This is a genomic window from Falsiroseomonas sp. E2-1-a20, assembly GCF_051433195.1.
Lineage (GTDB): Bacteria > Pseudomonadota > Alphaproteobacteria > Acetobacterales > Acetobacteraceae > Falsiroseomonas.
The window spans coordinates 25,558-49,695 of the sequence record NZ_JBHMFT010000015.1 but is presented as its reverse complement, the minus strand read 5'-3'; the positions used below and the strand labels follow the sequence as shown (position 1 = coordinate 49,695).

Here is a 24,138-nt window from a genome sequence, read left to right as displayed (position 1 = left end):
CGGCGGGCTAGGGATGACGGGTGACGGACCTCCGAAATTTCCCACCCGCGGAAGGCGCCACCCCGGCGCTGGCGCAGTGGTTCGCGGCCAAGGCGGCGCATCCGGATGCGCTGGTCTTCTTCCGCATGGGCGATTTCTTCGAACTGTTCTTCGGCGATGCGGAGGCCGCCGCCCCGGTGCTGGATATCGCGGTGGCCTTCCGCGGCGAGCATCGCGGCCAGAAGGTGCCGATGGCCGGCGTGCCCGTCCATTCCTGGGAAGCCTACCTGGCGAAGCTGATCCGGCACGGCTTCCGGGTTGCCGTCTGCGACCAGGTGGAGACGCCGGAGGCGGCGAAGGCGCGGAAATCCTCCACCATCCGGCGCGAGGTTGTCCGAGTTGTCACCCCCGCGACGGTGACCGAGGAGGGACTCCTGGATGCCGCCCGCCCCGCCTGGCTGCTGGCCCTGGCCGAGGCGGAAGGCGGCTTCGGCGCCGCCTGGATCGACGTCTCGACCGGCGGGTTCGAGACCATGGCCCTGCCGCGGGAGGATCTCGGCGGGCTGCTGGCGCGGATCGAGCCGGTGGAGGCGGTGGCACCGCCGGAGTTCGCCGCGCTGTCCGAACTCGCCCAGCGCCTGCCCGGCCGCATCGCCGAACGCGCCCCGGCGCGTGATGCCGCCCGGCTGCTGCGGGAGGCCTTCGGCGTCGCGACGCTGGACGGCTTCGGGCGGTTCTCCGGGGCGGAGCTGGCAGCCGCCGGCCTCGCCCTGTCCTACGTGCGGGAAACCCAGGCGGGCGCGCTGCCGCGGCTGGATCCGCCGCGGCCACAAGCCGGTGCGGCCGGCACCATGGCGCTGGACGCCGCCACCCGCCGCAGCCTGGAGATCCTGCGGGACCAGCGCGGCGGGACGGAGGCGACGCTGTTCGCCGCCGTGGACCGCACCCTGACCGCCGCCGGCGCCCGCGAACTCGCCGCCCGGCTTGCCGCGCCGCTGGCGGAGGCGGAGGCGGTCTCCGCCCGGCACGATGCGGTGGCCTTCCTGCTTGGCGCGGAGGCGACGCGCACGGCGCTCCGCACCACGCTGAAGGGCGCGCCGGACATGGCCCGCGCGCTTGGCCGGCTGGCGCTGGATCGCTGTTTTCCGCGGGATTTCGCGGCGATCTCCACCGGCCTCGCCCGGGTCGAGGCCGCTGCCGCCGCCATCACCGAGGCGCCGCTGCCGCCGCCCGCGCCGATCCTGGCCGCCCAGGCCGTCCTGCGGCTGGACCCGGCGCTGGCCGCCGAATTCGCCCGCGCGCTGAACCTGGAAAAGCTGCCGGCGCGGCTGGAGGATGGCGGCATGATCGCCGCCGGCTACGACGGCGAGCTCGACGCGCTGCGCCGCCTGCGCGACGGGGCGCGGGAGGCGGTGGCGGCCTTGCAGACGGACCTGGCCCAGGAATGGGGCGTCGCCAGCCTCAAGATCCGCCACCACCAGCAATACGGCTTCCTGGCGGAGGTCCCGTCCGCGGCCGGCGAGAAGCTTTTGCGCGACGCGGCCCATCCCGACCCGCGCTATGCGAAGATCCACCGGGCGACGATGGCGAGCGCCATGCGCTTCACCTGCCCGGCGCTGGCCGAGCTCGACCGCAAGGTGGCGGAGGCCGGCGACCGTGCGGCCACCCGCGAACGCGCCTGCATCGCGCATCTGAAGCGCCTGGCGCTGGACTCCGGCGCGGCGATCTCCGCCGCCGCGCGGGCGCTGGCCGAGCTCGACCTGCACGCGGCCGCCGCGACGCTGGCCGCCGAGGGCGGCTGGTGCCGGCCGGAGCTGACGGAGCGCGCGGAGTTCTGCATCACCGCCGGCCGCCACCCGGTGGTCGAGGCCGTGCAGAAGCGCGCGCGCGGATCGTCGACCCATGGGGCCTTCGTGCCGAACGACTGCGACCTGTCGCCCGGCCGGCGCCTGTGCCTGCTGACCGGCCCGAACATGGCCGGCAAATCCACCTGGCTGCGGCAGAACGCGCTGATGGTGGTGCTCGCCCAGGCCGGGCTGTTCGTGCCGGCGACCGCGGCCCGGATGGGGCTGGTGGACCGGCTGTTCTCGCGCGTGGGTGGCGGCGACGATATCGCCGGCGGGCGGTCCACCTTCATGGTCGAGATGGCGGAGACCGCCGCCATACTGAACCAGGCGACCGCCCGCAGCCTGGTCGTGCTGGACGAGGTCGGCCGCGGCACCGCCACCTGGGACGGCCTGGCCATCGCCTGGGCGGTGCTGGAGGCGCTGCACGACCGCATCCGCTGCCGCGCCATCTTCGCCAGCCACTTTCACGAACTCACGGCGCTGGCCGGCCGCCTGCCGGAGGTGCAACTTGCCCGGATGCAGGTGCGGGAATGGCGCGGGGAGGTGGTGTTCCAGCACCTGGTCGGCCCCGGCGCCTCCGAACGCAGCTGGGGCGTGCATGTGGCGCGGCTGGCCGGCGTGCCGCGCCCGGTGCTGAAACGCGCGGCGGAGGTGCTGGCGGCGCTCGAGGCGCGTGCCCGGTCCGGCGGGCCGGACACCCTGGCGGAGGAATTGCCGCTGTTCGCGCGCGCCGCCCAGGCCACGCCGCCGAGCCCGCTGCACGCGGAGCTTGCGGAACTCGACCCGGACACGCTTACTCCGCGAGAAGCGCAGGATGCGCTGTATCGTCTCAAGGCGCTCGCCGCGGAAGTTACCGCAGCGCAGCACGAGAACCCTGTTGCAGCGGGAAGTGACACGTTAGTGTGACATCAATGACCGCCAGCCTCGGCCAACCGCCAACCCCGGCGGCCGCTCTCGCCCTTCCCACCGAACCGCCCGAGGTCCTGCCGGACCTGATCGCGGGATTGGTCGAAGCCGGCCGCCCGGTGCCCCGCGACGTGGCCCTCGGCCTGCTGCGCCGCCAGCTCGGCCGCGTGCAGGGCCGGGTGCAGCGGGCCTTCGAGGCGCATGACCTTTCGGGTCTCGGCGCCGCGCGCTGGCTGGCGGCCCTCACGGACGGCATCGTCGCCGCCATCCACACCTACACCCTGGCCACGACGCAGGATCCGGCCGCCGCGCCGGAAGCGCCCTTCGCGCTGATCGCGACCGGCGGCTACGGCCGCGGCGTGCTGGCGCCCTATTCGGATATCGACCTGCTGTTCCTGTCGGACCAGCCGCTCGGCCCGCAGGGACGGCGTTCGGTGGAATTCCTGCTGTACCTGCTGTGGGACCTCGGCCTGAAGGTCGGCCACGCGACCCGGACGCTGTCCGAATGCATCGAGGATGCGCGCGCCGACGTCACCATCCAGACGGCGCTGATCGACGCCCGGTTCCTGGCCGGCGAACGCCCCGTGTATGAGCGCTTCGAGCAGGCCTTCCTCGCCGCCCGCAAGGCCAGCGGCCTGGCCTCCTTCCTCGCCGCCAAGCGCGCCGAGCGCAGCACGCGCCATGCCCGCTACGGCGAAAGCCCCTTCCTGGTGGAGCCCCACGTCAAGGAAGGCCGCGGCGGGCTGCGCGACCTGCAGACGCTGTACTGGCTGGCGCGCCACGCCTTCGGCGTGCAGCGCATGCCGGAACTCGTCGGCCCCGACACGCCCGGCGGCGGCCTGCTGACGCCGCAGGAGGCGCGCGCCATCCGCCGCGCCTGGAACTTCCTGTGGACCGTGCGCTTCCACCTGCACTACGTGACCGGCCGCGCCGAGGAACGCCTGACCTTCGACCTGCAACCCGTCGTCGGCGCCCGCATGGGCTACACGCGGCACGGCGTGCAGGACGGCGTCGAGCGCTTCATGAAGCACCTGTTCCTGACGGCGCGCGACGTGGTGCGGCTGACGCGGCTGCTCGAGCCGGCGCTGGAACGCGCGGCCCTCGGCCCGCCCGCCGTGGTGCCGGCGGGCGATGCCGCGCTGTCCCAGGCCGGCATGGCGCTGGCCGATGGCAAGGTGCTGTTCGCGCCGGACCGCAACGTCGCCGCCGACCCCGCCATCATGCTGCGCCTGGTGCGCGCCGCCCGCGACCGCAACCTGGAAATCCACCCGCTGGCGCATCGCGCGCTGATCCGCAACGCGCGCTACGCGGTGCAGCTGCGCGACGACCCGCCGGCCAATGCGCTGTTCCTGGACTTGCTGACTGGCCGCGACCCCGCGCGCCAGATGCGCGTGCTGAACGAGGTGGGCTTCCTGTCCCGCTTCATGCCGGACTGGGCCCGCATCGTCGGCCTGATGCAGTTCGACACCTACCATGTCTTCACGGTCGAGGAGCATACGATCGAGGCGGTGGGCGTCCTCGCCGCGCTGGAACGCGGCGAGCTGGGGGAGATTGCGCCGGTAGCCTCCGAGCTGATCGGCCAGATCCAGTCGCGCCGCGCGCTGTATGTGGCCGTGCTGCTGCACGACATCGCCAAGGGCCGCGGCGGCGACCATTCGGAACTCGGCGCGCAGGTGGCGCAGGAAATCTGCCCGCGCCTCGGCCTTTCACCTGAGGAGACGGAGACCGCCTCCTGGCTGGTGCTGAACCACCTGCTGATCAGCCAGACCGCCTTCAAGCGTGACATCGACGACCCCAAGACCATCCTGGACATCGCCGAGACCGTCCAGTCGCCGGAACGCCTGAAGCTGCTTCTCGTCCTCACCGTGTCCGACATGCGCGCGGTCGGGCCGAAGGTGTGGAACGGCTGGAAGGCGACGTTGCTGCGCGAATTGTACTGGCGCGTGGCGGAAGTGCTGGCCGGCGGGCTTTCGGTGCCGGAACGCGACACCCGCGTGGCCCGCGCGCGGGCCGCCGCCGCGGCGCTGCTGACGCACCAGACCAAGGCCGAGACGGACCTGTTCCTCGGCCTGGGATACCCCGGCTACTGGCTGTCCTTCGACCCCGAGACCCACGCCCGCCACGCCGAGATGATCCGGGAGGCCGAGGCCAACGACGCCCCGCTGACCGTCCGCAGCCGCGTCATCGAGGCGCGCTCCGTCACCGAGGTCACGGTCTACTGTTCCGACCACCCCGGCCTGTTCAGCCGCATCGCCGGCGCGCTGGCGGTGGCCGGCGCCTCCATCGTCGATGCGCGCATCCACACCATGACCAACGGCATGGCGCTGGACACCTTCTGGGTGCAGGACGCCGCCGGCGGCGCCTTCGATGCGCCGCACCGCCTGGCGCGGCTGGCCGTGCTGGTGGAACAATCGCTGTCCGGCCGGCTGCGGCTGGAAGCCGAGATCGCCAAGCTGCGGCGGGAGCCCGCCCGCCTGCGCGCCGTCACCATCCCGCCGCGCGTCGTGCTGGACAACCACGCCTCCAACACCCACACGGTGATTGAGGTGAACGGCCGCGACCGGCCCGGCCTGCTGCACGCCGTGACCACCGCGATCAGCGGCCAGGGCCTGCAGATCGCCAGCGCCCACATCACCACCTACGGCGTGCGGGCGGTGGACGTCTTCTACGTGAAGGACGTGTTCGGGCTGAAGGTGGAGAACGAGCGCAAGCTCTCCGCCCTGCGCAGCGCCCTGCTGGTGGCGCTCGGCGCGCCCGAGATGCCGCCCGACACAGGCATCAGGACCGTCTGATCCGCATCAGTGGTGCTTCCAGCTGACCTCGGTGAGGGCCGGTTCGGTCGGGTCGCAGCGCAGCCAGCTGCCGTTCGGCATGCTCTGGCCGGTCATCGCCAGGATGAAGCCCCAATGCGCCACCACCAGCGTGGTGGACCAATCCTCCAGCGCCGACATCTCGCCGCGGAACAGCGCGGCGCGGGCCAGCACCTGGTCCGCCGGTTCCTCCACCGCCGGCCACCACACCTCCTCCATGTGCTGGAAATCGAGATGCGGCCATTCGGCGCCGAGTGCCGTGCAGGGGCTGCCGATGTCGCAGCTGAAGGCGTAGCGTTCCCGCACCAGGGGGTTCACCAGCACCGGCACCCCCAGCCGCTGCGCGACCGGGGCGGCGGTCTGCAGGGCGCGGGTGTAGGGGGAGGCGATGATGCGCGTGATGCCTGCCGCCGCCAGCGCCGCCGCCGCTTCCTCCGCCTGCTGGTGGCCGAGCGGGGTCAGGCGCGGGTCGGCGATGCCGGGGTCTCGGCGCGTCGCGCTGAAATGCAGGTTGAACTCGCTCTGGCCGTGGCGCAGCAGGATCATGGTCGGGCGGGCTCCTGGAGGATTTGCGGGCGGGACGGCAATCTCCCGTCGCGTCCCCGCGTTGCATCTGGATCTGAAGCTTCGGGCTGCAATCGGCGATGCACCGGGATGCAGGCGTTGCGGGGGGACGGGCGCCGCCTTAAGTGAGTGACTGATGAGGAGTTGGCAATGTCGGGCGGCTTTCCTGTCGATCTGATCCTGTTCGCGATGGTGGCGGCCTTCCTGGTGCTGCGCCTGCGGAGCGTGCTCGGCCGCCGTACCGGCTTCGAGCGCCCGCCGCGGGACGCCACGGCGCCGCCGGTCGACCCGCGCGCCCGGCGCCCGGCCGCGGAAGGCGACATCCCCGAATTGCCGCCGGCCGCCGCCACCGCCAGCACCACCCGCCACGTGGTGCCGGACCCGCGCACGCCGACCGGCCAGGCGCTGGTCCGCATCAAGGGCGTCGACCCGAGCTTCGAGCCGCATGGCTTCCTCGATGGCGCCGAGGGCGCCTTCCGCATGGTGGTGGACGCCTTCGCCCGCGGCGACCGCGAGACGCTGCGCGCGCTGCTGGCGGATGAGACCTATGGCGGCTTCGAGGGCGCCATCACCGTCCGCGAGCAGGCCGGCGAGACGCAGCGCAGCGAGGTGCGTGCCATGCAGGAGGCCGGGATCGAGTCCGCCGACCTGCGCGGCACCGTGGCCGACGTCATCGTCCGCTTCGTCAGCGACCAGATCAACCTGACCACCGCCGCCGATGGCAGCGTCTCGGCCGGGGCCGAGGCGGTGACGGAACTGACGGACATCTGGACCTTCCAGCGCGACCTGCGCAGCGGCGACCCGACCTGGCGCCTGGTCGCGACCCGCAGCGCCTGAACCTCAGCTCCTGACTGGGGGCGCAACCCGGGCGCTGCTCCTCGCCGGCGCCATGGCGCTGGCGGGCTGCGCGGAGCAGGTGGTGCTGCCACGCCCGGTCCCCTTCGCCGAAATGCCGGGCTGGCGGGCCGATCGCGTGGCGGAGGCCATTCCCGCCTTCCTGAGCAGTTGCGCGGTCCTGGCCCGGATGCCCGGGGAGCGTAGCCTGGGCGGCGCCGGGCCACTTGCCCGCAGCGCGGGTGACTTCGCCGGCCCCTGCGCCGAGGCCGCCGCCCTGCCACCGGGCGATGAGGCCGCCGCCCGCGCCTTCCTCGAGCGCCGCTTCACCGCCTGGCAGGTCGGCGAGGATGTGCTGACCGGCTACTACGAGCCGGAGCTGCGCGGCAGCCCGACCCGCACTGACAGCTTCGCCACCCCCCTGCATGCCCGGCCACCGGAGCTGGTGGAGGTCGATCTCGGCCAGTTCGCCGCCGACCTGCGCGGCCGCCGCACCTCCGGCGTGGTGCGGGATGGGCGCCTGCACCCCTTCGCGGACCGTGCCGCCATCGTCGGCGGCGCGCTCGATGGGCAGGGCCTGGAGCTGGCCTGGGTGGATGACCCGGCCGATGCGTTCTTCCTGCAGATCCAGGGCTCCGGCCGGGTCCGCATGGCCGATGGCCGCGTGCTGCGGCTCGGCTACGCCGCGCAGAACGGGCACCCCTACTTCGCTGTCGGCCGCGCCCTGCTGGAGAGCGGCGCGCTGACGCGCGAAAACGTTTCCATGCAGTCCATCCGCGCCTGGCTCGCCGCCGCACCGCCCGCCGAGGCCGCGGCGCTGATGAACCGCAACCCGAGCTACGTCTTCTTCCGCCCGCTGCCGGGACTGCCACCGGAGGCAGGTCCGCTCGGCGCCCTGGGCGCACCGCTGACGCCGCAGCGCTCCGTCGCCGTGGACCGCACGCAGACGCCGCTGGGGGCCCCTGTCTGGGTCGCGGGCGCCATGCCGCGCCTGGCCGTGGCGCAGGATACCGGCGGCGCCATCCGCGGCGCCGCGCGGGCGGACCTGTTCACCGGCTGGGGTGACGCCGCAGCGGACCAGGCCGGGCGGATGCGGGACCGCGCGGCGCTGTTCGTGCTGGTGCCGAACTAGGGCCGTTTCACCTGCGCCATGCCCAGATGAAACGGCCCTAGCTGTTGATTTGGCGCATTTTCCGAGCCGTCAGGCGTATCCGCCTGACTTGAAAATGCTCTAGCCGCCCGGACTAACCCCCGGCGCGGACGATCCGCACCAGCTGCGCCACGTGGTCCGGCGGTGTCACCTTCTCGATGCCATGGCCCAGGTTGAAGACGAAGGGCCGGCCGCGCATCGCCGCCAGGATCTGCCGCGCCTCCAGCTCCAGCGCCGCGCCCCCGGCGATCAGCACCAGCGGGTCCAGATTGCCCTGCAGGCCGACCGTCGGCGGCACCGCGCCGGCGGCGAATTTCGGGTCCATCGACGTGTCCATCGCCACGGTGTCGACGCCTGTGCGCTGGGTGTATTCGCCGATCAGCGGCCCGGCCAGGCGCGGGAAGCCGATGACGGGGATGTGCGGGTATTGCCGCTTCAGGCTGCGCACGATGATCGTGGTCGGCTCGATCACCCAGCGGCGGAACTGGCTCGGCGGCAGCAGGCCGGCCCAGCTGTCGAACAGCATCAGCGCCTCGGCCCCGGCCTCCGCCTGGGCCAGCAGGTATTCGGTGGTGGCCTCTACCAGCGTGCGGATCAGCTTGCCGAACAGGGCCGGGTCGCCGAAGGCCATGCTGCGCGTCGTCGCGAAGTCCCGGCTGCCATGGCCTTCCACCATGTAGCAGGCGACGGTGAAGGGGCTGCCGGCGAAGCCGATCAGCGCGGTCTTCGGATGCTGCGCGTCCACCGCGGCGCGCACCAGCCGCACCGTCTCCAGGATCGGGGCCACACGCGCCCGCACCGCGCCCAGCTCCAGGGCATTCACCGCTGCCGCGTCGCGCAGCGGCTCCAGCATCGGGCCCTCGCCCTCGGCGAAGCGCAGCGGCTGTCCGAGCGCCCAGGGCACCATCAGGATGTCGGAGAACAGGATGGCACCGTCCATGCCGTAGCGGCGGATCGGCTGCAGCGTCACCTCCGCGGCCAGCTCCGGCGTCGTGCACAGCTTGATGAAGCCGCCGGCGGTGGCGCGGATCTCGCGGTATTCCGGCAGATAGCGGCCGGCCTGGCGCATCAGCCACATCGGCGGCGGCCACACCGCCTCCCCGCCCAGGGCCCGGAGCAGGGGTTTCTGTTCAGCCTTGGCCGTCAAGGTTGCCGCGCCTGCTGGCTCTGCCGTCAAACCCACCTCCCCCGATCCCATTCAGGGCTTCGCCCCTGGCGCCCTTGCCTACGGCACCACCGTCGAAACGCCAATCACCCATAATAAAGAAAGAATCTGAATGGAGGAGGAGGTTGTAGGGCCCTGTGGGCAGTGTGGATCAAGCCGGCGCGGATTCCATCCACAGACCTGTCCCGGCCGGACTCGCGCCGCAGGCCGCTGATGCGAAACGCGAATCCGGATTATCCCCACGGCGCGGCGGGAGCCCCCGGATTCCACCCCGTGTGCCGCGCGGCCGGGGGTTGTCCCCGCTGTCTGCGCCGCGCCACCGGCTCGGGCGATTCCATCCCCAGGACTCCCCTGATTCCGAAACCCTGTCGGCGCGCCCTCCCTTGCGGTAAGCCTGGACCCAGCCGCAGGAAGCGGCACCCCCGGAGGCAGGCGCACCGACATGCCGAACCGCACCATCAACCTGCACCTGGTGTCCGACAGCACCGGGGAGACGCTGAACTCTATCGCGCGCGCCACGCTGTCCCGCTTCGAGGACCCGCATGTCATCCACCACCGCTGGTCGCTGATCCGCTCCCGCCTCCAGCTTGACCGGGTGCTGGAGGGGATCGAGCATGAGCCCGGCCCGGTGCTGTTCACCCTGGTGGACCGCAGCCTGCGCCTGGCGCTCGAGGAGCATTGCGCCAAGCTGAACATCGAGCACATGTCGCCGCTCGAGCCGGTGATGGAGATGCTGCAGCAGGCGATCGGCGCGCAGGCGCGGGAAAAGCGCGGCGCGCAGCACGTGATGGATGCGGATTACTTTCGCCGGATCGATGCGATGCACTATGTGCTGGCGCATGATGACGGCCAGGGCACGGCCGGCATCGCGGAGGCCGATGTCTGCATCGTCGGCGTCTCCCGCTCCTCGAAGACGCCGACCTGCTTCTACCTGGCCAATCGCGGCATCAAGGCGGCCAACGTGCCGCTGGTGCCGGGGGCGGCGTTGCCGATCGAGCTGGAGGCGGCGCCCTGCCCGGTGATCGGCCTGCATATCGAGGTTTCGGCGCTGATCGAGATCCGCCGGCACCGGCTGAAGCTGATCGGCGCGCATGGCGTCCACAGCGACGTCACCGACTACGTCGACCATGAGGCGGTGAAGGCGGAGATCCAGGCGGCGCGGCGGCTGTGCACCCGCTATGGCTGGCCGGTGATCGACGTGACGCGGCGCTCGATCGAGGAGACGGCGGCCACCGTGCTGCAACTGATGGAAGCCTGGCACGCCCGGCGCGGCGCGCGGGCGGCGGAGCCGCCGGCGGTGCAGGACCCGGCCTCCGCCGTGCTGGCCGGCGGGGCCGGGCCCGCCTGATGCGGCAATCGCCAGCGCCGGCGCTGATCCTCGCCTCCGCCTCCGCGGCCCGGCGCGCCGTGCTGGAGGCGGCGGGGCTGCGCTTCGAGGCGCGGGCCGCGGCGGTGGACGAGGCGGCGATCAAGGAAGGCGCCCAGGCCGAGGGCATCCCGCCCGCCGAGGCCGCGCTGATGCTGGCCGAGGCCAAGGCCATGCGCATCGCCCGCCGCGCGCCGGAGGCGCTGGTGATCGGCTGTGACCAGCTTCTGGTGGCGCCGGACGATTCCGGCACGCCGCGCTGGTTCGACAAGCCGCCGGATATGGCCGCCGCCCGCGCCCAGCTTTTGGCGTTGCGGGGCCGGCGGCATGAGCTGGTGACGGCGACGGTCGCCTGGCGCGGCGGCGAGCGCATCTGGCAGGACGTCACCACGCCGCGCCTGACGATGCGCGATTTCTCCCACGAATTCCTGGAGGCCTACCTGGCGGCGGAGGGCGAGGCGCTGCTGGGCTCGGTCGGCGCCTATCGGCTGGAGGGGCCCGGCGTGCAGCTGATGGCGAAGATCGAGGGTGAGCACAGCGCCATCCTCGGCCTGCCGCTGCTGCCGCTGCTGCGTTTCCTGCGCCAGCACGGCGTGTTGGCAGGTTAATCCACCGGCAGGAAGATGAAGACCACCGCCGCCACCAGGCAGCCCATGGCGGCGAAGTAGGTCCAGCGCAGCTGCTCGCCCAGGAACATCACGCTGAACACGGCGAAGACCGCCAGCGTGATCACCTCCTGCATCACCTTCAGCTGCTGTCCGGTGAAGGTGCCGTAGCCGATGCGGTTGGCCGGCACGGCGAAGCAGTATTCGAAGAAGGCGATGCCCCAGCTCAGCAGGATGGCGAGCCACAGCGGCCAGGAGGGCTGCTTCAGGTGGCCGTACCAGGCGAAGGTCATCAGCACGTTGGAGAACACCAGCAGCAGCGGCGTCAGGAAATAGGGACTCATGGGACGTTCGCGGCATAAGCCGCGGCGCCCGTCCGGGCGCCCGGCCCTTCGGGCCGCAGGTCGAAGCCTGGTGAAGCGGACATCACGCTGGCACTTCCTTCACGGCGGTGGCCGGCGGGGGCGGCAGGCGCTTCAGCAGGAACAGCATGATGACCATGGCCGGCAGCGCCGCCAGCGTCGTCAGCCCGAAGAACCACGGCCAGCCCAGCCCCTCCGCCAGCCAGCCCGACCCGGCGCCGAGCGTGCGCAGCGGCACGGCGGCCAGCGACGACAGCAGTGCGTATTGCGTGGCGGTGAAGGTTCGGCTGGTCAACGCGGACAGGTAGGTGACGAAGGCGGCATCGGCCAGGCCATCGGTGAAATTCTCCACCCCCACCTGCAGCCACAGCATCGGCAGGGAATAGCCGGCATGGGCGAGGGCCACGTACATCAGGTTGGACAGCATCTGCAGCACGCCGGTCACCACCAGCGCCCGTGCGGTGCCGAGCTTCGCCACCACCCAGCCGCCGGCCAGCGCCCCGGCGAGCGTCATGAACAGCCCGAACACGCTGCCCACCGCCGCGACCTCGAGCCGGGAGAAGCCGAGTTCGCGGTAGAACGGCGCCGTCATGATGCCGGCCAGCGCCTCCCCCAGCTTGAACAGAGCGACGAAGGCGAGGATCGCCACCCAGTAGCGGCGCCGCGTGAAATCGACGAAGGGGTCCACCACCGCCAGCTTCAGCCGCGCCCCCCAGGGCAGCACGACCACGGGCGGCGCCTCTGGCTCCGGCCCCAGCAGCACGGCGGCGAAGCCGATGCCGACGAGCGCCGCGCAATAGGCGAAGGCGGCGGTCCAGCCGGCGAATTCGGCGATGGCCAGCGCCCCGGCATTGGCCGCCAGCAGCGCCGCCCGGTAGCCCCAGATGTAGCAGGCGAGGCCGTAGCCCTGGTTCTGCTCCTCCAGCACCTCGATCCGGTAGGCATCCACCACCACGTCCTGGCTGGCGGACAGGAAGGCGACCAGCACGGCGACCATCACCGTGACCTCCGCCGCCGTCGCCGGATCCGTGAAGCCGAGCGCCAGGATGGCGGCCGCCAGTACCGGCTGGATGGTGGCGAGCCAGCCGCGCCGCCGGCCGAGCCAGCCGAACAGTGGCGGCGCCGCCTGGTCCAGCACCGGCGCCCAGAGGAACTTGAAGGCGTAGGCCAGCCCGATCAGCGCCGTCAGCCCGATGGCGGTCAGGGAGACGCCGGATTCGGAGAACCACTGGCGCAGCGTGAAGGCCGTCAGCGGCAGCGGCACGCCGGCGGAAAAGCCCAGCGCCAACAGCACCACGAATCGCCGGTCCCGGAACAGCGCTGCCAAGCGGGTGTCCTTAGTTGCTCCACCCGTGCTTACCCGCGTGCCCCCGGCAACGGAAGCCGCGTGTCGTCAGGGCTTCAGTCATCCAGTGCCTCCGTCAGGGCCAGCCGCGCCGCGCGTTGCCGGCCGAGCAGGCGGGCCGGCGTCACCAGCCGCAGCCCCGGGGCTGCCACCCGCAGCAGCAGCGTCGCGCCCGGCACCAGGCCGAGTGTGCGGCGCAAAGGGCCGGGCAGGGTCAGGCGCCCCTTGCGGTCCAGCGTCGGGCTGCGCGGCGCGGCCGCCACGGCGCGGCGGACGCAGACTTCGCCATCCTCCACCGAAACCGATAGCGGCATGGCCGGAACCAGGCCCGTGGCCGCCCGCAGGGTGGGCGTCAGCAGCACCCGCCCGCGGGCATCGAGCAGCAATCTGTGGGCGCGCATGCACGGCATCCAAACGTTGCGGATTCGGAGTGTGGAGCGCAAACCAGATGGAATGCAAAAGGGGCCGCGTGGCCGGCATGGGTGGCGCGTGAAGATCACATGCCCGCGCGCCCGAAACCCTTTTGGTCCCGGCATGGCGTGGGTGTAGCCTTGCCCATGAGGCCCTGAGGCGTCCCCCCGCCCGAGGTCGTTCCCTGCGGCGCGCCGCGCACCGTCTTCCGGACCTCCTCCGGCGGCGCGCCGCAGGTTCCAACTCAGCCCAGCAGCAGGCAGGCCATGCCGGTGAAGCGCAGCGTGGCGCCATCGAGGGTCAGCGCGCCGCTGAAGCGTACCGGCTCACCCTCCGGCCCGATGAAGCGGATGGCGCCGTCCGCATCCAGGTGCAGCGACAGGCGCGGATCGTCCAGGTCCAGCACAGCGAGGAGCTGTGCGAGGCCGATCGCAGGCAGGCGCAGCGTATCCCGGCCCGGCCGCCCCGGCAGGTCCGCATCGCCATCGGCGGGAGACCAGCAGGCCGGCGCCCTGATGCGGTCCAGCGCGGCGGCGGCGGCCGGCGTGCCCATCGGGCGGGCCATGACCGGCGCCGGCGCGGGCCGGCCCCAGGATGAGGACAGGTCCGGCCAGGCCCGGCCAGACACCAGCCGGCTTCGCGAAAAGGGTTTGCCGTTGTGCCGGGCCATCGCAACCTCCTGTGCCGTTGCAACAGGATAGGTTGCGGGCCGTGGGCTAGGCAGGCGGGCCGTGCCGATGGCGGCCATAGGTCCGCCCTTGGGCCATCCATGCGAAAGGGGCAGCGCCGTTGCCGGCACCGCCCCCTGTTCCGCACGTCGCGAAGGGTCAGAAGTTGATCTTGATGCGTTCCACATCGAAGAACTTCATCGTCTCGTGGCCGATGGTGATCTGCCCGCTGAAGGACACCTGCGTGCCGGTCTGGTCGGTGAAGCTCATCGTCCCGTCCGAGGCCAGCAGCATCTGCAGGTTCGGGTTGTAGAGCTGCACGGCGTTCTGGAAGGTCTCGAGGTTCACGCCATGCAGGAGCAGCGTGTCCTGGCCGTTGCCGCCATGGAACTCGTCGTTGCCGTCGCCGGGCGACCAGATGTAGCTGTCGTTGCCTTCGCCGCCGAAGGCCTTGTCGGCCGCGCCGTCGCGGTAGCCGCCATCCATCGCGTCGTCGCCGGCCTCGCCATGCAGCTCGTCCGAGCCCGCGCGACCCTGGATGGTGTCGTTGCCGTCGCCGCCGAACACCTTGTCGTTGCCGGCTCCGGCGTTGACGAAGTCGTTGCCCGCGCCGGCATGGATCTCGTCATTGCCGCCGTGGGTCGAGATGTGGTCGTTGCCGCCGCCGGCGAAGACCTTGTCCATGCCGTCGGTGCCAGTGATGGTATCGGCGCCATCGGTGCCGTAGCGGTCGGTGAAGTTGCCCCCCACCACCTTCGCCAGGTCCTCGCCGTCGATCGCCTTCGGTGTGCTGCCCATCGGAGCCTCCTTCTGTTGCGTGTCCCGATGACCGAAGGCTAGGCGAAAAAGACCGACGACGAAACGTTTGGCTTGCCTCTCAATCCGATAGGCGCTGCCGTTGTCATGACCCCGACATGAAAAAAGCGGCGCCGAGTGGGCGCCGCTGGTTCATGGTCGACAAAGTTCGCTGGAGCGAACGGCTTACGCCGCTTCGCTCTCCGACCGGCGCGCATGCTTCTTGCGCTCATGCGGGTCGAGGTAGCGCTTGCGCAGGCGGATGGCGGCGGGGGTGACTTCCACCAGCTCGTCATCTTCGATGTAGGCGATAGCCTGCTCCAGGCTCATCCGGCGCGGCGGCACCAGCAGCAGCGCCTCGTCCTTGCCGGCGGCGCGGATGTTGGTAAGCTTCTTTTCCTTGATCGGGTTCACGTCGAGGTCGTTGTCGCGCGAATGCTCGCCGAGGATCAGCCCGACATAGACCTTCACGCCCGGATCGACGAAGAGCGTGCCACGCTCCTGCAGCGAGAACAGCGAATACTGGATCGCCTCGCCATCGGAGTTCGAGATCAGGGAGCCGTTGCGGCGCCCCTCGATCGGCCCGGCCCAGGGCTCATAGCCCGCGAAGATGCGGTTCATGATGCCGGTGCCGCGCGTGTCGGTCAGGAACTCGCCGTGGTAGCCGATCAGGCCGCGCGACGGGATGTGGAAGGTGAGGCGCTGCTTGCCGCCACCCGACGGCCGCATGTCCTGCATCTGGCCCTTCCGCAGGGACAGCTTCTGCACGACGACGCCCGAGTATTCCTCGTCCACGTCGACCAGGCATTCCTCGAACGGCTCTTCCTTCTCGCCGGTCTCCGGGTTCTCGCGCGTCAGCACGCGCGGGCGGCCGATCGTCAGCTCGAAGCCCTCGCGGCGCATCTGCTCGATCAGCACGCCGAGCTGCAACTCGCCGCGGCCGGCGACCTCGAAGGCGTCGACTTCCTCGGAGACCTTCACGGTGATGGCGACGTTGCCCTCGGCCTCCTTCATCAGGCGGTCGCGGATCTGGCGGGAGGTGACCTTCTTCCCCTCGCGGCCGCCCAACGGGCCGTCATTGATGCGGAAAGTCATGGCGAGCGTCGGCGGATCGACCGGGATGGCCGGCAGCGGCTCGGCGACGGAGGGGTCGCAGATGGTGTCCGGGATGGTGCCGTTGCCCAGGCCCGCGATGGCGATGATGTCGCCGGCATAGGCGGTGTCCACCACCACGCGGTCCAGGCCGCTGAAGGTCATCAGCTTGGTGAGCCGCCCGGTCTCCACCACGGAGCCGTCGCGGCGCAGCACCTTCACCGGCATGTTGAGCCGGGCGGTGCCCTGCTCGATGCGGCCGGTCAGGATGCGGCCGAGGAAGTTATCGGCCTCCAGGATCGCGGCGTTCATGGCGAAGGGCAGGCTGGGGTCGAGGCCCGGCGCCGGCACATGCGCCAGGATCAGGTCGAACAGCGCCGACAGGTCCTTCTTCGGACCGTCCATCGTGGCATCGGCCCAACCTTGGCGGCCACTCGCAAAAAGCATCGGGAAGTCGAGCTGGTTGTCATCGGCGCCCAGCGCCGCGAACAGGTCGAACATCTCGTTGTGGACTTCGTCCGGGCGCGCGTCCTGGCGGTCCACCTTGTTGACGACGACCATCGGGCGGATGCCGCGGGCCAGCGCCTTGGTCAGCACGAATTTCGTTTGTGGCAGCACGCCTTCGGCCGCATCGACGAGGACGACCGCGCCATCGACCATCGAGAGGATGCGCTCGACCTCGCCGCCGAAATCGGCGTGGCCGGGGGTGTCGACGATGTTGATCTTCACGCCCTTCCATTCCACCGCGGTGGATTTGGCAAGGATGGTGATGCCGCGTTCGCGCTCCAGGTCGTTGCGGTCCATCGCCCGCTCGGCGACCTGCTGGTTGGCGCGGAAGGCGCCCGCCTGCTTCAGGAGGTTGTCGACGAGCGTGGTCTTGCCGTGGTCGACGTGGGCGATGATCGCGACGTTGCGAAGTTCCATGGGGTGATCCGGATCCGGGCAAAGAGTTTAGCGAAGGATTCGAGCAGAGACCTTCGCGCCGACCCCCGCCGCCCCCGGGACTGACCGTGAGGTCATCCAGGCACTTCGCTGGGCCATTGGCATTGATGCGGCGCACACATAAGGGTGCGGGCGCCAAAAAGCGAGCAAGAACCGCATGACCGGGCCCGTCATGAGGCAGGAGGCAGCCCTGCCGGCACGGCAGGGCTCATCCAGGGGGGGCTCAGCGCAAGGTCGGACCCGGGCTGCCGTATCCGGGCAGGCTGGGCGCGGGCATCGGCCCAGGCGTGAACATCGGCGCCGGCGACGGCCCGATCACCCGCGGCGTGCCACCGCCCAGGGTTTCGCCGGGAACCACCGGCGCGGTGCCGGCAGCGCCCATGTCCTCCGTCTTGGAGCGCGGCAGGTCGGAGGCCGTCGGGGCAGGTTGCCGCAGCCGGTCCATCGCCTGGTCGATGTGGCGATAGGCCGCCGCGCGGTCGCGCCGGTCCACCGCCTGGCGTGCAGCCGAGATCGCGCCGACCGCACCGCCCTGTGCGGGCTCGCCGGCACGGGTGGCGATGACGGAGCGGGTCAGGACGCGGGTCTCCGCCTGCTCCAGATACTCCCGCGCCCGGCCGGCATTGCCTGCGGCCACGGCTTCCCGCGCCAGGCGCAGGAGCGATTCGGCCCCGTCGCGATCGGCGCCGTAGGCCGGCTGCGCCCGGGTCTCCCCCCTGGCCTCCCGCGGCAGCAGGGCGGGGCTGGCCAGCACCGGCAGGGCGGCGGCCAGCAACAGGGCGTGGCGTAGGCGCATGGCGGGTCCTCCGGTTCGAACCCCCTCAACGCCCTGCACCCGCCCTGGTTTCAGGCGCGTGGCGTCAGGCGGCGACCAGCGACTTCAGGTCGGCCTGCGGGCGGGCCCCGAAATGGCTGATCGCCTCCGCTGCCGCGACCGAGCCCCAGCGGCCGCATTCCGCCATCGGCTTGCCCCGGGCGAGCGCGGCCAGGAAGCCGGCGGCATAGGCGTCGCCGGCGCCGGTGGTGTCCACCACCTGCGTCGGCACCGCGCCGACGGGCCAGGATTCGCCGCCGGCGACCACCAGGCTGCCCTTCTCGGACCGCGTGATGGCGGCCAGCGCAACTTCCGTCCGGACCTGCGCCACGGCGGCGTCGAAATCCTCGGTCTCGTACAGCGACAGCAACTCGGCCTCGTTGGCGAACAGGATGTCGGCCTCGTCCTGGACGAAGGCGCGGAAGGCGGCGCGGTGGCGGCCGACGCAGAACGGGTCGGACAGCGTCAGCGCCACCTTGCGGCCGGCGGCGTGGGCTGCCTTCGCCGCCTTGTAGAAGGCGGCCTGCGCGGCGGGCGGGTCGAACAGGTAGCCCTCCAGGTAGGTGACGGCGGCGCTGGCGACCTCCGCCTCGTCCACGTCGTCGGGCCCGAAGGTGACGCAGGCGCCGAGGAAGGTGTTCATGGTGCGCTGGCCATCCGGCGTCACCAGGATCAGGCAGCGCGCGGTCGGCGCCCCGCCTTCGAGCGGCGCGGTCGGGAAGCGCACGCCGGCGGCGCGGATGTCGTGGGCGAAGACCCGGCCCAGCTCATCCGCCGCGACCTTGCCGAGGAAGCCGACGCGCGCACCCAGCGCCGCCGCCACCGCGCAGGTATTGGCGCCCGACCCGCCGCTGCCCTCGATGCCCGGACCCATGGCGGCGTAGATGCGCTCGGCCGACGCGGTGTCGATCAGCGCCATGCCGCCCTTGGCCATGCCCTGCGCCGCCAGGAATCCGTCCTCGGCACGGGCCAGCACGTCGACGATGGCATTGCCGATGCCGAGGAGATCGAGGCTGGCCGGGCTGGTGCCGGGTGCGGAGGATGTCATGCGATGCGGGCCTTGCTGCGTTTCGGCGCGGAAAGTGCCGGAAGGACGTCAGGACCGCTACCCCATCTGACGGTTGGGCGAGCCGGCTTGGCCGGCACCCTCGGCCGGCCCATCTGCCGGCTCATGCTCAACGCCCTGCTGCTGGCCCTGCGCCAGATCCCCGACCCGGCCTTCCGCCGGCCCCTGCTGCTTGGCGCGCTGGGGGCGCTGCTGGGGCTGGTCGGGCTGGCGCTGCTGTCCGGCTGGGCGCTCGGCGCCGTGGCGGGCGGCGAGGGCTGGTTCGCCACCGCCGCCGCGGCGGCCGGGGCCGTGCTGGTGGCGGTGGCGGCCTACTGGCTGTTCATCCCGCTGCTGCTGGCGGTGTCCGGCATCTTCCTGGACGGCGTGGCGGAGGCGGTGGAGCGGCGGCACTACCCGACCTTGCCGCCCGCCAGCGGCGCCAGCACCGTCACCCAGGCCTGGAGCGCCGGCATCCTGGCGGCGAAGATGGTCGGGCTGACGCTGATCCTGCTGCCGCTGTCGCTGCTGCTGCCCATCATCGGCGTGCTCGGGCTTTGGGCCGTGGCGGCGATCGGGCTGGGCGAGGGGCTGTTCGAAGGTGTCGCGCTGCGCCGCATGGGCCGCGACGCGGCGGAGGCGCTGCGCCAGCGCCGCCGTGGCGAGATCTGGACGCTGGGCGGCGCGCTGGCGCTGCTGGCGGCGGTGCCGGTGCTGAACCTGCTGGTGCCCGTGCTGGGCACGGCGGCGATGACGCACCTGCTGAACCGCCCCGCCAAGGCCGCCTGAACGCCGCGCCCGGAACTTTCCGGCCGGCATTTCCTGACCTTGGGGAAAGGCTGATTCAGCGAAACGCATCCTGCGCGCCGTTGTCTCCGCGCCCACGCACGTGTTAGCCGATGCAGCCGGACGGGGCGCCATGGCGCCCGCCATGCGTTGCAGGGGCGCATGGAACGTTGCAGGGGCCTTTGAAGGGGGACGATGATGAATGTCTTCGGCCGTCGCCGCGAGGAACGACCCGACGCGCCCAGCGCGGAACCTCAGACCGACCTGCGGCACGAGCCCGGCTCGGACGCCAGATCCGTCATCGTGCCCACCAGCCGCGACCCCGATCCCGGCGCCACCTTTCTCCGACCCACCAGGGATGCCTCCACCATGAGCCTCGCCCCGAAGCCGCCCACGCCGACCATGCCGACGCCGCCCGCCGGCACCGCCATCCCGCCGCGGCCGCCCCAGATGGGTGGTCAGATGGGCGGTCCCATGGGCAACCCGATGGGCAATCCGATGGGCAACCCCCAGGGCCCGATGCCCGGCGCGCCGACCATGCCGACCCCGCGCCCGACGGCGCCGGAGCGTCGCACCCTGGTGGTCGGGCGCGGCATCAGCCTGCAGGGCACGGTGGCCGATGCCGAGCGCCTGGTGGTCGAGGGCACGGTCGAGAGCCAGATGATCCAGGCGACGGAGCTCTCCATCAGCCAGACCGGCGTCTTCAAGGGCGAGGTCCAGGTGGAGGATGCCGAGATCGCCGGCACCTTCGATGGCACCCTGACCGCGCGCGGCCAGCTGGTCATCCGCGGGACCGGCCGCGTCATCGGCGTGGCGCGCTGCCGCCGCCTGATGGTCGAGGATGGCGGCCAGATCTCGGGCAAGATGGAGATGCTCGGCGACGCCCAGGTCGCCCCCGGCCCGGCGCCGCGCGCCTACGCCGAGGGCTGATGCGGCCGCGCGGCGCCCGGCACCCCGCCGGCGCCGCCTGCTGCACCACCACATGCGCTGCCGCGTCCTCCTGCTGCCGCTGAGCCTGCTGGCCGCCTGCGCGACGCAGGACCCGGCTGATCCGGCGCTTCTGCTGCAGGAGGCCCTGGCCTCGCACCAGGCCAGCCTGTCCGGCATCTCGCCGCACCCGGCGGCGGCGGGTGGGGAAGGTTCGGCGGCGCGACCGGCGGTGGGAAATCCGCCCGTCGCACAACCCGGCGGCAGCCTGCCCGCCATGGCCGGCCAGGTTGTCGGCCACGGCCCCGCCGCCGTCACCGCCTGGTTCGGTGAACCGCGGCTGCGGCGGGAGGAAGGCAGTGCCGAGATCTGGCACTACCAGGCGGAGCAATGCCACCTGGACCTGGTCTTCTACCGGGACGAGGCACCCGCCGGAGCCGGAGGTGGCCTGCGCGTCGCCTTCGCGGCGGCCCGCGCGGTCGGCACGGCGCGGCGCGGCGAGACCGCCTGCCTGCGCGACATCGCCCGCGGCAGCGCGCCCGCGACCTGACAGGCTGCGGAAATTCGGCGAAATGCCCTCTCCCCCACTTCCTAGGGCAGGTCGGCATAGATGCCGACAGTTGGGTGAGGGGGACGTGCAAGCGTCTGAACGAGCTCACAATCTTCACGCCCCCCTCACCCCAACCCTCTCCCCCCTGCGGGTGGAGAGGGCTTTTTCCGCAGCCTGCTAGAGATACCGCCCGCGTTCCAGGATCTCCCGCGTGTAGTCGCGGTAGCTCATGCCCAGCGCCTCGGCCCGCGCCAGGCGGCGCAGCACGATCTCCCGGCCCGGAGTCTTCCAGGCGGCCTTGCGGGCGCGGCGCCAGCAATGCAGCCGCCAGCCTTCCTCCGGGTCAGGGTCTTCCAGCGGCGGGCCGCCATTGTGTCCGGGCGGCGCGCTCATGCGGCACGCGGAGCATCAGGTGCCGAGGGATGGCGTCGTCGGGCGAACATCCGGCCTCCGTGGTCGATCCACGGAAACTATGATAGACAGAAATCCATCATGCAAGACGAAGCCGAAGCGCCGGATGCCGCCGCTGCCCGCTTGGCCGCCCGCCTGCGGGCGGAACGGGAGGCGCGGGGCTGGACCATCGCCGAACTGGCCGAACGCTCCGGCGTCTCCCGCGCCATGATCTCCAAGGTGGAACGCGCGGAGGCCAGCCCCACCGCCGCCCTGCTCGGCCGCCTGTCGGGACCCTTCGGCCTGACCCTTTCGGCGCTGCTGGCCCGCGCCGAGGCGGCGCCGGGTGGTGGCGTCATCGCCCGGCGGGCCGACCAGGCGCTGTGGCGCGACCCGGGCTCGGGCTACCTGCGCCGCATGGTCTCCCCGCCCGGTGCGGAGCCGGAGGTGGTGCGGGTCGAACTGCCGCCGGGCGCGCGGGTGCCCTACCCGGCGGCCTCCTACGCACTGCTGCGCGGCCAGTGCATCTGGCTGCTGGAGGGTGCGCTGCGGTTCCATGAGGGCGCGGTGACGCATGACCTGGCACCCGGCGACTGCCTGGCGCTCGGCCCGCCCGCGGACTGCGCCTACGAAAACCCCTCCGCGACGCAGCCCTGCCACTACGTGGTGGTGGTGGCGCGGCGCTGATTTGGCGGCCAGGATGCGCGGGATGGCGTATTCCTCCCCATGATGTCGGCCTGGCTCGATGCCTTCGTGCCGGTCTTCGGCCTGCTCGGCCTCGGCGCGCTGCTGCGGCAGAAGCTGCTGCGGGACGATGCGATCTGGGCGGGGATCGAGAGACTGGTCTTCTGGGTGCTGCTGCCCAGCCTGATCGTCAACGCCCTGTCCGGGATGCGGCTGGCGGATCTGCCGGTGGGCGGGCTGGCCGGCGCCATCTGGGGCGCGCTGCTGGCCGGCACAGCGGTATCGCTGCTGCTGGCCCGTGTGCTGAATGCGGGTCATCCGGCGATGACCTCCATCCTGCAGGGCGGCATCCGCTTCAACAACCTGATGGGCTTCGCCATCGCCGGCGCCATCTGGGGCCCGGCCGGCATCGCGCTGTGCGCCATCTGCACCGGGCTGATCGTGCCGATGGTGCAAACGATTTCCACCATCGCCTTCGCCGTGGGGGCCGCGGGACGCATCCGGCCCGTGCGGCTGCTGCGCCAGGTGCTGCTGAACCCGCTGATCCTCGCCTGCGCGCTCGGCTTCGCGGTATCGCTGGCGGGCGGGCTGCCGGCCGGGCTGTCGCCGATGGTGCGCGCACTGGGCCAGGCCTCGGTGGCGCTCGGGCTGCTGTGCGTCGGCGCGGCGCTGACGCTGCGGGGCTTGGGCGACCGGCCGCTGGTGCAGGGGCTGACCGCGCTGCTGAAGCTGGTGCTGATGCCGCTGGCGACGCTCGGCATCGCGATGGCGGTGGGGCTCGGCCCGTTGCCCACCGCCATCTGCGTGATGCTGATGGCGCTGCCCACGGCGGCGACGAGCTACGTGATGGCGCGCGCCATGGGCGGCGACGCGCCGCTGATGGCCTCCATCACCACCAGCGAGCACGTGCTGTCCGTGGTGACGCTGCCGATCTGGGTGTGGTTCCTCAGTACCCGGATGTAGCGGCTACCGCCGCGGCAGGAACCCGACGATCTCCTCCGCCCGCGCGCAGATCGGCGCGGCGATCGCCTCGGCCCGGTCGGCGCCGAGGCGAAGCTGCGCATCGAGCGCCGCCGGGTCGTCCAGCAGCCGCGACATCTCGCGCCGGATCGGGTCGAGGTGGCCGATCAGGGCGGCCACCAGCACTTCCTTGAAGGCGCCGAAGCCCTTGCCGCTGTGCTCCCGCAGCACGTTCTCCGGCAGCGTGCCGGTGATGGCGGCCAGGATGCCGACCAGGTTGCGTGCCTCGGCCCGGCCCTCCAGGCCCGAGACATGCTCCGGCAGCGGCTCCGCATCCGTCCGCGCCTTGCGGATCTTCAGGGCGATGCTGTCGTGTTCGTCGGTCAGGTTGATGCGCGACTGGTCGGAGGCATCCGACTTCGACATCTTCCTGGTGCCGTCGCGCAACGACATCACCCGCGCGGCGACGCCCTGGATCAGCGGCTCGATCTTCGGGAAGAAATCGACCTCGTAGTCGTGGTTGAACTTCTGGGCGATGTCGTTGGCCAGTTCCAGGTGCTGGCGCTGGTCGTCGCCCACCGGCACCTGGGTCGCGTGGTAGGTCAGGATGTCGGCGGCCATCAGGTTCGGGTAGACATACAGCCCGGCGCTGGCGGCCTCGCGGTCCTTGCCGGCCTTGTCCTTGAACTGCGTCATCCGGTTCAGCCAGCCGAGCCGGGCGACGCAGTTGAAGATCCACGCCAGCCGCGCATGGGCATGGACGTGGGACTGGATGAACAGCGTGCAGCGGTTCGGGTCCAGCCCGCAGGCGATCAGCGCCGCCGCCATCTCCCGCGTCTGCCGCGCAAGCTCCTTCGGGTCCTGCCAGACGGTGATGGCGTGCAGGTCGACGACGCAGAAGATCGTCTCATGCGTGTCCTGCATCGGCACCCAGTTGCGGATGGCGCCGAGGTAGTTGCCGAGGGTCGGCACGCCGGAGGGCTGGATGCCGGAGAAGACGCGGGTCATCGGGTCAGGCCAATCTGCAAGGTCCGGCACCCTTGTGCCGGGACCGCCGGCGACGTCAAGGCGGCGCACCCTTTCCTTGCGCGCAACGCTGCGACATACCTGCGCCACGCTTGCGCTTTAGTATCCTACACGG

The 24,138-nt window shown here is 71.7% G+C and carries 23 protein-coding genes; 11 read left to right on the top strand and 12 right to left on the bottom strand.

The features are described 5' to 3' along the window. Positions 1-20 precede the first annotated feature (20 nt). Together mutS and ACFHPP_RS18375 are read left to right on the top strand one after the other, a co-directional pair. The gene (gene mutS / locus ACFHPP_RS18380) at positions 21-2,732 is read left to right on the top strand and encodes a DNA mismatch repair protein MutS (RefSeq protein WP_437164686.1); all 2,712 of its coding nucleotides are present in this window, start codon (positions 21-23) and stop codon (positions 2,730-2,732) included. Positions 2,733-2,737: 5 nt separating this feature from the next. Then, positions 2,738-5,524 (top strand): [protein-PII] uridylyltransferase, encoded by a 2,787-nt coding sequence (locus tag ACFHPP_RS18375; protein ID WP_437164685.1) that lies wholly within the window; start codon positions 2,738-2,740, stop codon positions 5,522-5,524. A 6-nt stretch (positions 5,525-5,530) separates the two neighbouring features. Here ACFHPP_RS18375 and ACFHPP_RS18370 read toward each other — a convergent pair whose 3' ends face one another. After that, a complete protein-coding gene (locus tag ACFHPP_RS18370) occupies positions 5,531-6,088 on the bottom strand; it encodes a histidine phosphatase family protein (protein WP_437164684.1) in 558 nt (185 codons plus the stop codon). A gap of 168 nt (positions 6,089-6,256) precedes the next feature. Here ACFHPP_RS18370 and ACFHPP_RS18365 point away from each other — a divergent pair, with 168 nt between their 5' ends. Together ACFHPP_RS18365 and mltA are read left to right on the top strand one after the other, a co-directional pair. After that, entirely contained in the window at positions 6,257-6,943 is a 687-nt protein-coding gene (locus ACFHPP_RS18365; protein ID WP_437164683.1) for a Tim44/TimA family putative adaptor protein, read from the top strand. A gap of 82 nt (positions 6,944-7,025) precedes the next feature. Further along, the gene (gene mltA, locus ACFHPP_RS18360; protein ID WP_437164682.1) at positions 7,026-8,072 is read left to right on the top strand and encodes a murein transglycosylase A; all 1,047 of its coding nucleotides are present in this window, start codon (positions 7,026-7,028) and stop codon (positions 8,070-8,072) included. Between the two features lie 112 nt (positions 8,073-8,184). Here mltA and hemE read toward each other — a convergent pair whose 3' ends face one another. After that, positions 8,185-9,237 carry a uroporphyrinogen decarboxylase gene (gene hemE / locus ACFHPP_RS18355; RefSeq protein WP_437164681.1) on the bottom strand — a complete coding sequence of 351 codons (1,053 nt, stop codon included), beginning with the start codon at positions 9,235-9,237 and terminating at the stop codon, positions 8,185-8,187. Between the two features lie 460 nt (positions 9,238-9,697). Here hemE and ACFHPP_RS18350 point away from each other — a divergent pair, with 460 nt between their 5' ends. Then, positions 9,698-10,603, top strand: a complete 906-nt coding sequence (locus tag ACFHPP_RS18350) for a pyruvate, water dikinase regulatory protein (protein WP_437164680.1) — start codon at positions 9,698-9,700, stop codon at positions 10,601-10,603. Next, positions 10,603-11,229, top strand: coding sequence for a Maf family protein (locus ACFHPP_RS18345; protein WP_437164679.1), 627 nt, complete (start codon positions 10,603-10,605; stop codon positions 11,227-11,229). The genes ACFHPP_RS18350 and ACFHPP_RS18345 overlap by 1 nt, the downstream gene beginning before the upstream one ends. Here ACFHPP_RS18345 and ACFHPP_RS18340 read toward each other — a convergent pair. The 8 genes from ACFHPP_RS18340 to ACFHPP_RS18305 form a co-directional block, all read right to left on the bottom strand. Next, positions 11,226-11,570: a DMT family protein gene (locus ACFHPP_RS18340; RefSeq protein ID WP_437164678.1), complete on the bottom strand. Its 345-nt coding sequence runs from the start codon at positions 11,568-11,570 to the stop codon at positions 11,226-11,228. The two genes, ACFHPP_RS18345 and ACFHPP_RS18340, sit on opposite strands and share 4 nt — an antisense overlap. Before the next feature lie 82 nt (positions 11,571-11,652). Next, entirely contained in the window at positions 11,653-12,915 is a 1,263-nt protein-coding gene (locus ACFHPP_RS18335; protein ID WP_437164677.1) for an AmpG family muropeptide MFS transporter, read from the bottom strand. 74 nt (positions 12,916-12,989) lie between these two features. Beyond that, on the bottom strand, positions 12,990-13,334 hold the full coding sequence (locus ACFHPP_RS18330) for an AbrB/MazE/SpoVT family DNA-binding domain-containing protein (RefSeq protein ID WP_437164676.1): 345 nt from the start codon (positions 13,332-13,334) through the stop codon (positions 12,990-12,992). Positions 13,335-13,588: 254 nt separating this feature from the next. After that, positions 13,589-14,014, bottom strand: coding sequence for a hypothetical protein (locus ACFHPP_RS18325; protein WP_437164675.1), 426 nt, complete (start codon positions 14,012-14,014; stop codon positions 13,589-13,591). Between the two features lie 157 nt (positions 14,015-14,171). Beyond that, a complete protein-coding gene (locus tag ACFHPP_RS18320) occupies positions 14,172-14,810 on the bottom strand; it encodes a calcium-binding protein (protein WP_437164674.1) in 639 nt (212 codons plus the stop codon). Between the two features lie 183 nt (positions 14,811-14,993). Further along, the gene (typA, locus tag ACFHPP_RS18315) at positions 14,994-16,823 is read right to left on the bottom strand and encodes a translational GTPase TypA (protein WP_437164673.1); all 1,830 of its coding nucleotides are present in this window, start codon (positions 16,821-16,823) and stop codon (positions 14,994-14,996) included. A 241-nt stretch (positions 16,824-17,064) separates the two neighbouring features. Further along, complete coding sequence (locus tag ACFHPP_RS18310; protein WP_437164672.1) at positions 17,065-17,637, bottom strand: hypothetical protein; 573 nt, start codon at positions 17,635-17,637, stop codon at positions 17,065-17,067. A gap of 64 nt (positions 17,638-17,701) precedes the next feature. Then, positions 17,702-18,703 carry an adenosine kinase gene (locus ACFHPP_RS18305; RefSeq protein WP_437164671.1) on the bottom strand — a complete coding sequence of 334 codons (1,002 nt, stop codon included), beginning with the start codon at positions 18,701-18,703 and terminating at the stop codon, positions 17,702-17,704. An 87-nt stretch (positions 18,704-18,790) separates the two neighbouring features. Here ACFHPP_RS18305 and ACFHPP_RS18300 point away from each other — a divergent pair, with 87 nt between their 5' ends. The 3 genes from ACFHPP_RS18300 to ACFHPP_RS18290 all read left to right on the top strand — a co-directional run bounded on the left by ACFHPP_RS18300 (position 18,791) and on the right by ACFHPP_RS18290 (position 20,963). Continuing rightward, the gene (locus tag ACFHPP_RS18300) at positions 18,791-19,489 is read left to right on the top strand and encodes an EI24 domain-containing protein (RefSeq protein ID WP_437164670.1); all 699 of its coding nucleotides are present in this window, start codon (positions 18,791-18,793) and stop codon (positions 19,487-19,489) included. 192 nt (positions 19,490-19,681) lie between these two features. Beyond that, positions 19,682-20,416: a bactofilin family protein gene (locus tag ACFHPP_RS18295; protein WP_437164669.1), complete on the top strand. Its 735-nt coding sequence runs from the start codon at positions 19,682-19,684 to the stop codon at positions 20,414-20,416. Between the two features lie 52 nt (positions 20,417-20,468). After that, positions 20,469-20,963 carry a hypothetical protein gene (locus tag ACFHPP_RS18290; RefSeq protein WP_437164668.1) on the top strand — a complete coding sequence of 165 codons (495 nt, stop codon included), beginning with the start codon at positions 20,469-20,471 and terminating at the stop codon, positions 20,961-20,963. Between the two features lie 177 nt (positions 20,964-21,140). Here ACFHPP_RS18290 and ACFHPP_RS18285 read toward each other — a convergent pair whose 3' ends face one another. Then, the gene (locus tag ACFHPP_RS18285; RefSeq protein ID WP_437164667.1) at positions 21,141-21,356 is read right to left on the bottom strand and encodes a hypothetical protein; all 216 of its coding nucleotides are present in this window, start codon (positions 21,354-21,356) and stop codon (positions 21,141-21,143) included. Between the two features lie 99 nt (positions 21,357-21,455). Here ACFHPP_RS18285 and ACFHPP_RS18280 point away from each other — a divergent pair, with 99 nt between their 5' ends. Further along, entirely contained in the window at positions 21,456-22,040 is a 585-nt protein-coding gene (locus ACFHPP_RS18280; protein ID WP_437164666.1) for a helix-turn-helix domain-containing protein, read from the top strand. Between the two features lie 39 nt (positions 22,041-22,079). Next, positions 22,080-23,000 (top strand): AEC family transporter, encoded by a 921-nt coding sequence (locus ACFHPP_RS18275; protein ID WP_437164665.1) that lies wholly within the window; start codon positions 22,080-22,082, stop codon positions 22,998-23,000. Positions 23,001-23,003: 3 nt separating this feature from the next. On the opposite strand, the gene trpS is transcribed toward ACFHPP_RS18275, so the two are convergent. Further along, entirely contained in the window at positions 23,004-24,005 is a 1,002-nt protein-coding gene (trpS, locus tag ACFHPP_RS18270; protein ID WP_437164763.1) for a tryptophan--tRNA ligase, read from the bottom strand. Positions 24,006-24,138: the final 133 nt, after the last annotated feature.

Bases quoted from the DNA above. Each gene is read 5' to 3' on its own strand.
- ACFHPP_RS18375 (WP_437164685.1), top strand. From the start codon at position 2,738: ATGACCGCCAGCCTCGGCCAACCGCCAACCCCGGCGGCCGCTCTCGCC.
- ACFHPP_RS18370 (WP_437164684.1), bottom strand. From the start codon at position 6,088: ATGATCCTGCTGCGCCACGGCCAGAGCGAGTTCAACCTGCATTTCAGC.
- ACFHPP_RS18365 (WP_437164683.1), top strand. From the start codon at position 6,257: ATGTCGGGCGGCTTTCCTGTCGATCTGATCCTGTTCGCGATGGTGGCG.
- ACFHPP_RS18350 (WP_437164680.1), top strand. From the start codon at position 9,698: ATGCCGAACCGCACCATCAACCTGCACCTGGTGTCCGACAGCACCGGG.
- ACFHPP_RS18345 (WP_437164679.1), top strand. From the start codon at position 10,603: ATGCGGCAATCGCCAGCGCCGGCGCTGATCCTCGCCTCCGCCTCCGCG.
- ACFHPP_RS18340 (WP_437164678.1), bottom strand. From the start codon at position 11,570: ATGAGTCCCTATTTCCTGACGCCGCTGCTGCTGGTGTTCTCCAACGTG.
- ACFHPP_RS18330 (WP_437164676.1), bottom strand. From the start codon at position 13,334: ATGCGCGCCCACAGATTGCTGCTCGATGCCCGCGGGCGGGTGCTGCTG.
- ACFHPP_RS18325 (WP_437164675.1), bottom strand. From the start codon at position 14,014: ATGGCCCGGCACAACGGCAAACCCTTTTCGCGAAGCCGGCTGGTGTCT.
- ACFHPP_RS18320 (WP_437164674.1), bottom strand. From the start codon at position 14,810: ATGGGCAGCACACCGAAGGCGATCGACGGCGAGGACCTGGCGAAGGTG.
- typA (WP_437164673.1), bottom strand. From the start codon at position 16,823: ATGGAACTTCGCAACGTCGCGATCATCGCCCACGTCGACCACGGCAAG.
- ACFHPP_RS18310 (WP_437164672.1), bottom strand. From the start codon at position 17,637: ATGCGCCTACGCCACGCCCTGTTGCTGGCCGCCGCCCTGCCGGTGCTG.
- ACFHPP_RS18305 (WP_437164671.1), bottom strand. From the start codon at position 18,703: ATGACATCCTCCGCACCCGGCACCAGCCCGGCCAGCCTCGATCTCCTC.
- ACFHPP_RS18295 (WP_437164669.1), top strand. From the start codon at position 19,682: ATGATGAATGTCTTCGGCCGTCGCCGCGAGGAACGACCCGACGCGCCC.
- ACFHPP_RS18290 (WP_437164668.1), top strand. From the start codon at position 20,469: ATGCGCTGCCGCGTCCTCCTGCTGCCGCTGAGCCTGCTGGCCGCCTGC.
- ACFHPP_RS18285 (WP_437164667.1), bottom strand. From the start codon at position 21,356: ATGAGCGCGCCGCCCGGACACAATGGCGGCCCGCCGCTGGAAGACCCT.
- ACFHPP_RS18280 (WP_437164666.1), top strand. From the start codon at position 21,456: ATGCAAGACGAAGCCGAAGCGCCGGATGCCGCCGCTGCCCGCTTGGCC.
- ACFHPP_RS18275 (WP_437164665.1), top strand. From the start codon at position 22,080: ATGATGTCGGCCTGGCTCGATGCCTTCGTGCCGGTCTTCGGCCTGCTC.
- trpS (WP_437164763.1), bottom strand. From the start codon at position 24,005: ATGACCCGCGTCTTCTCCGGCATCCAGCCCTCCGGCGTGCCGACCCTC.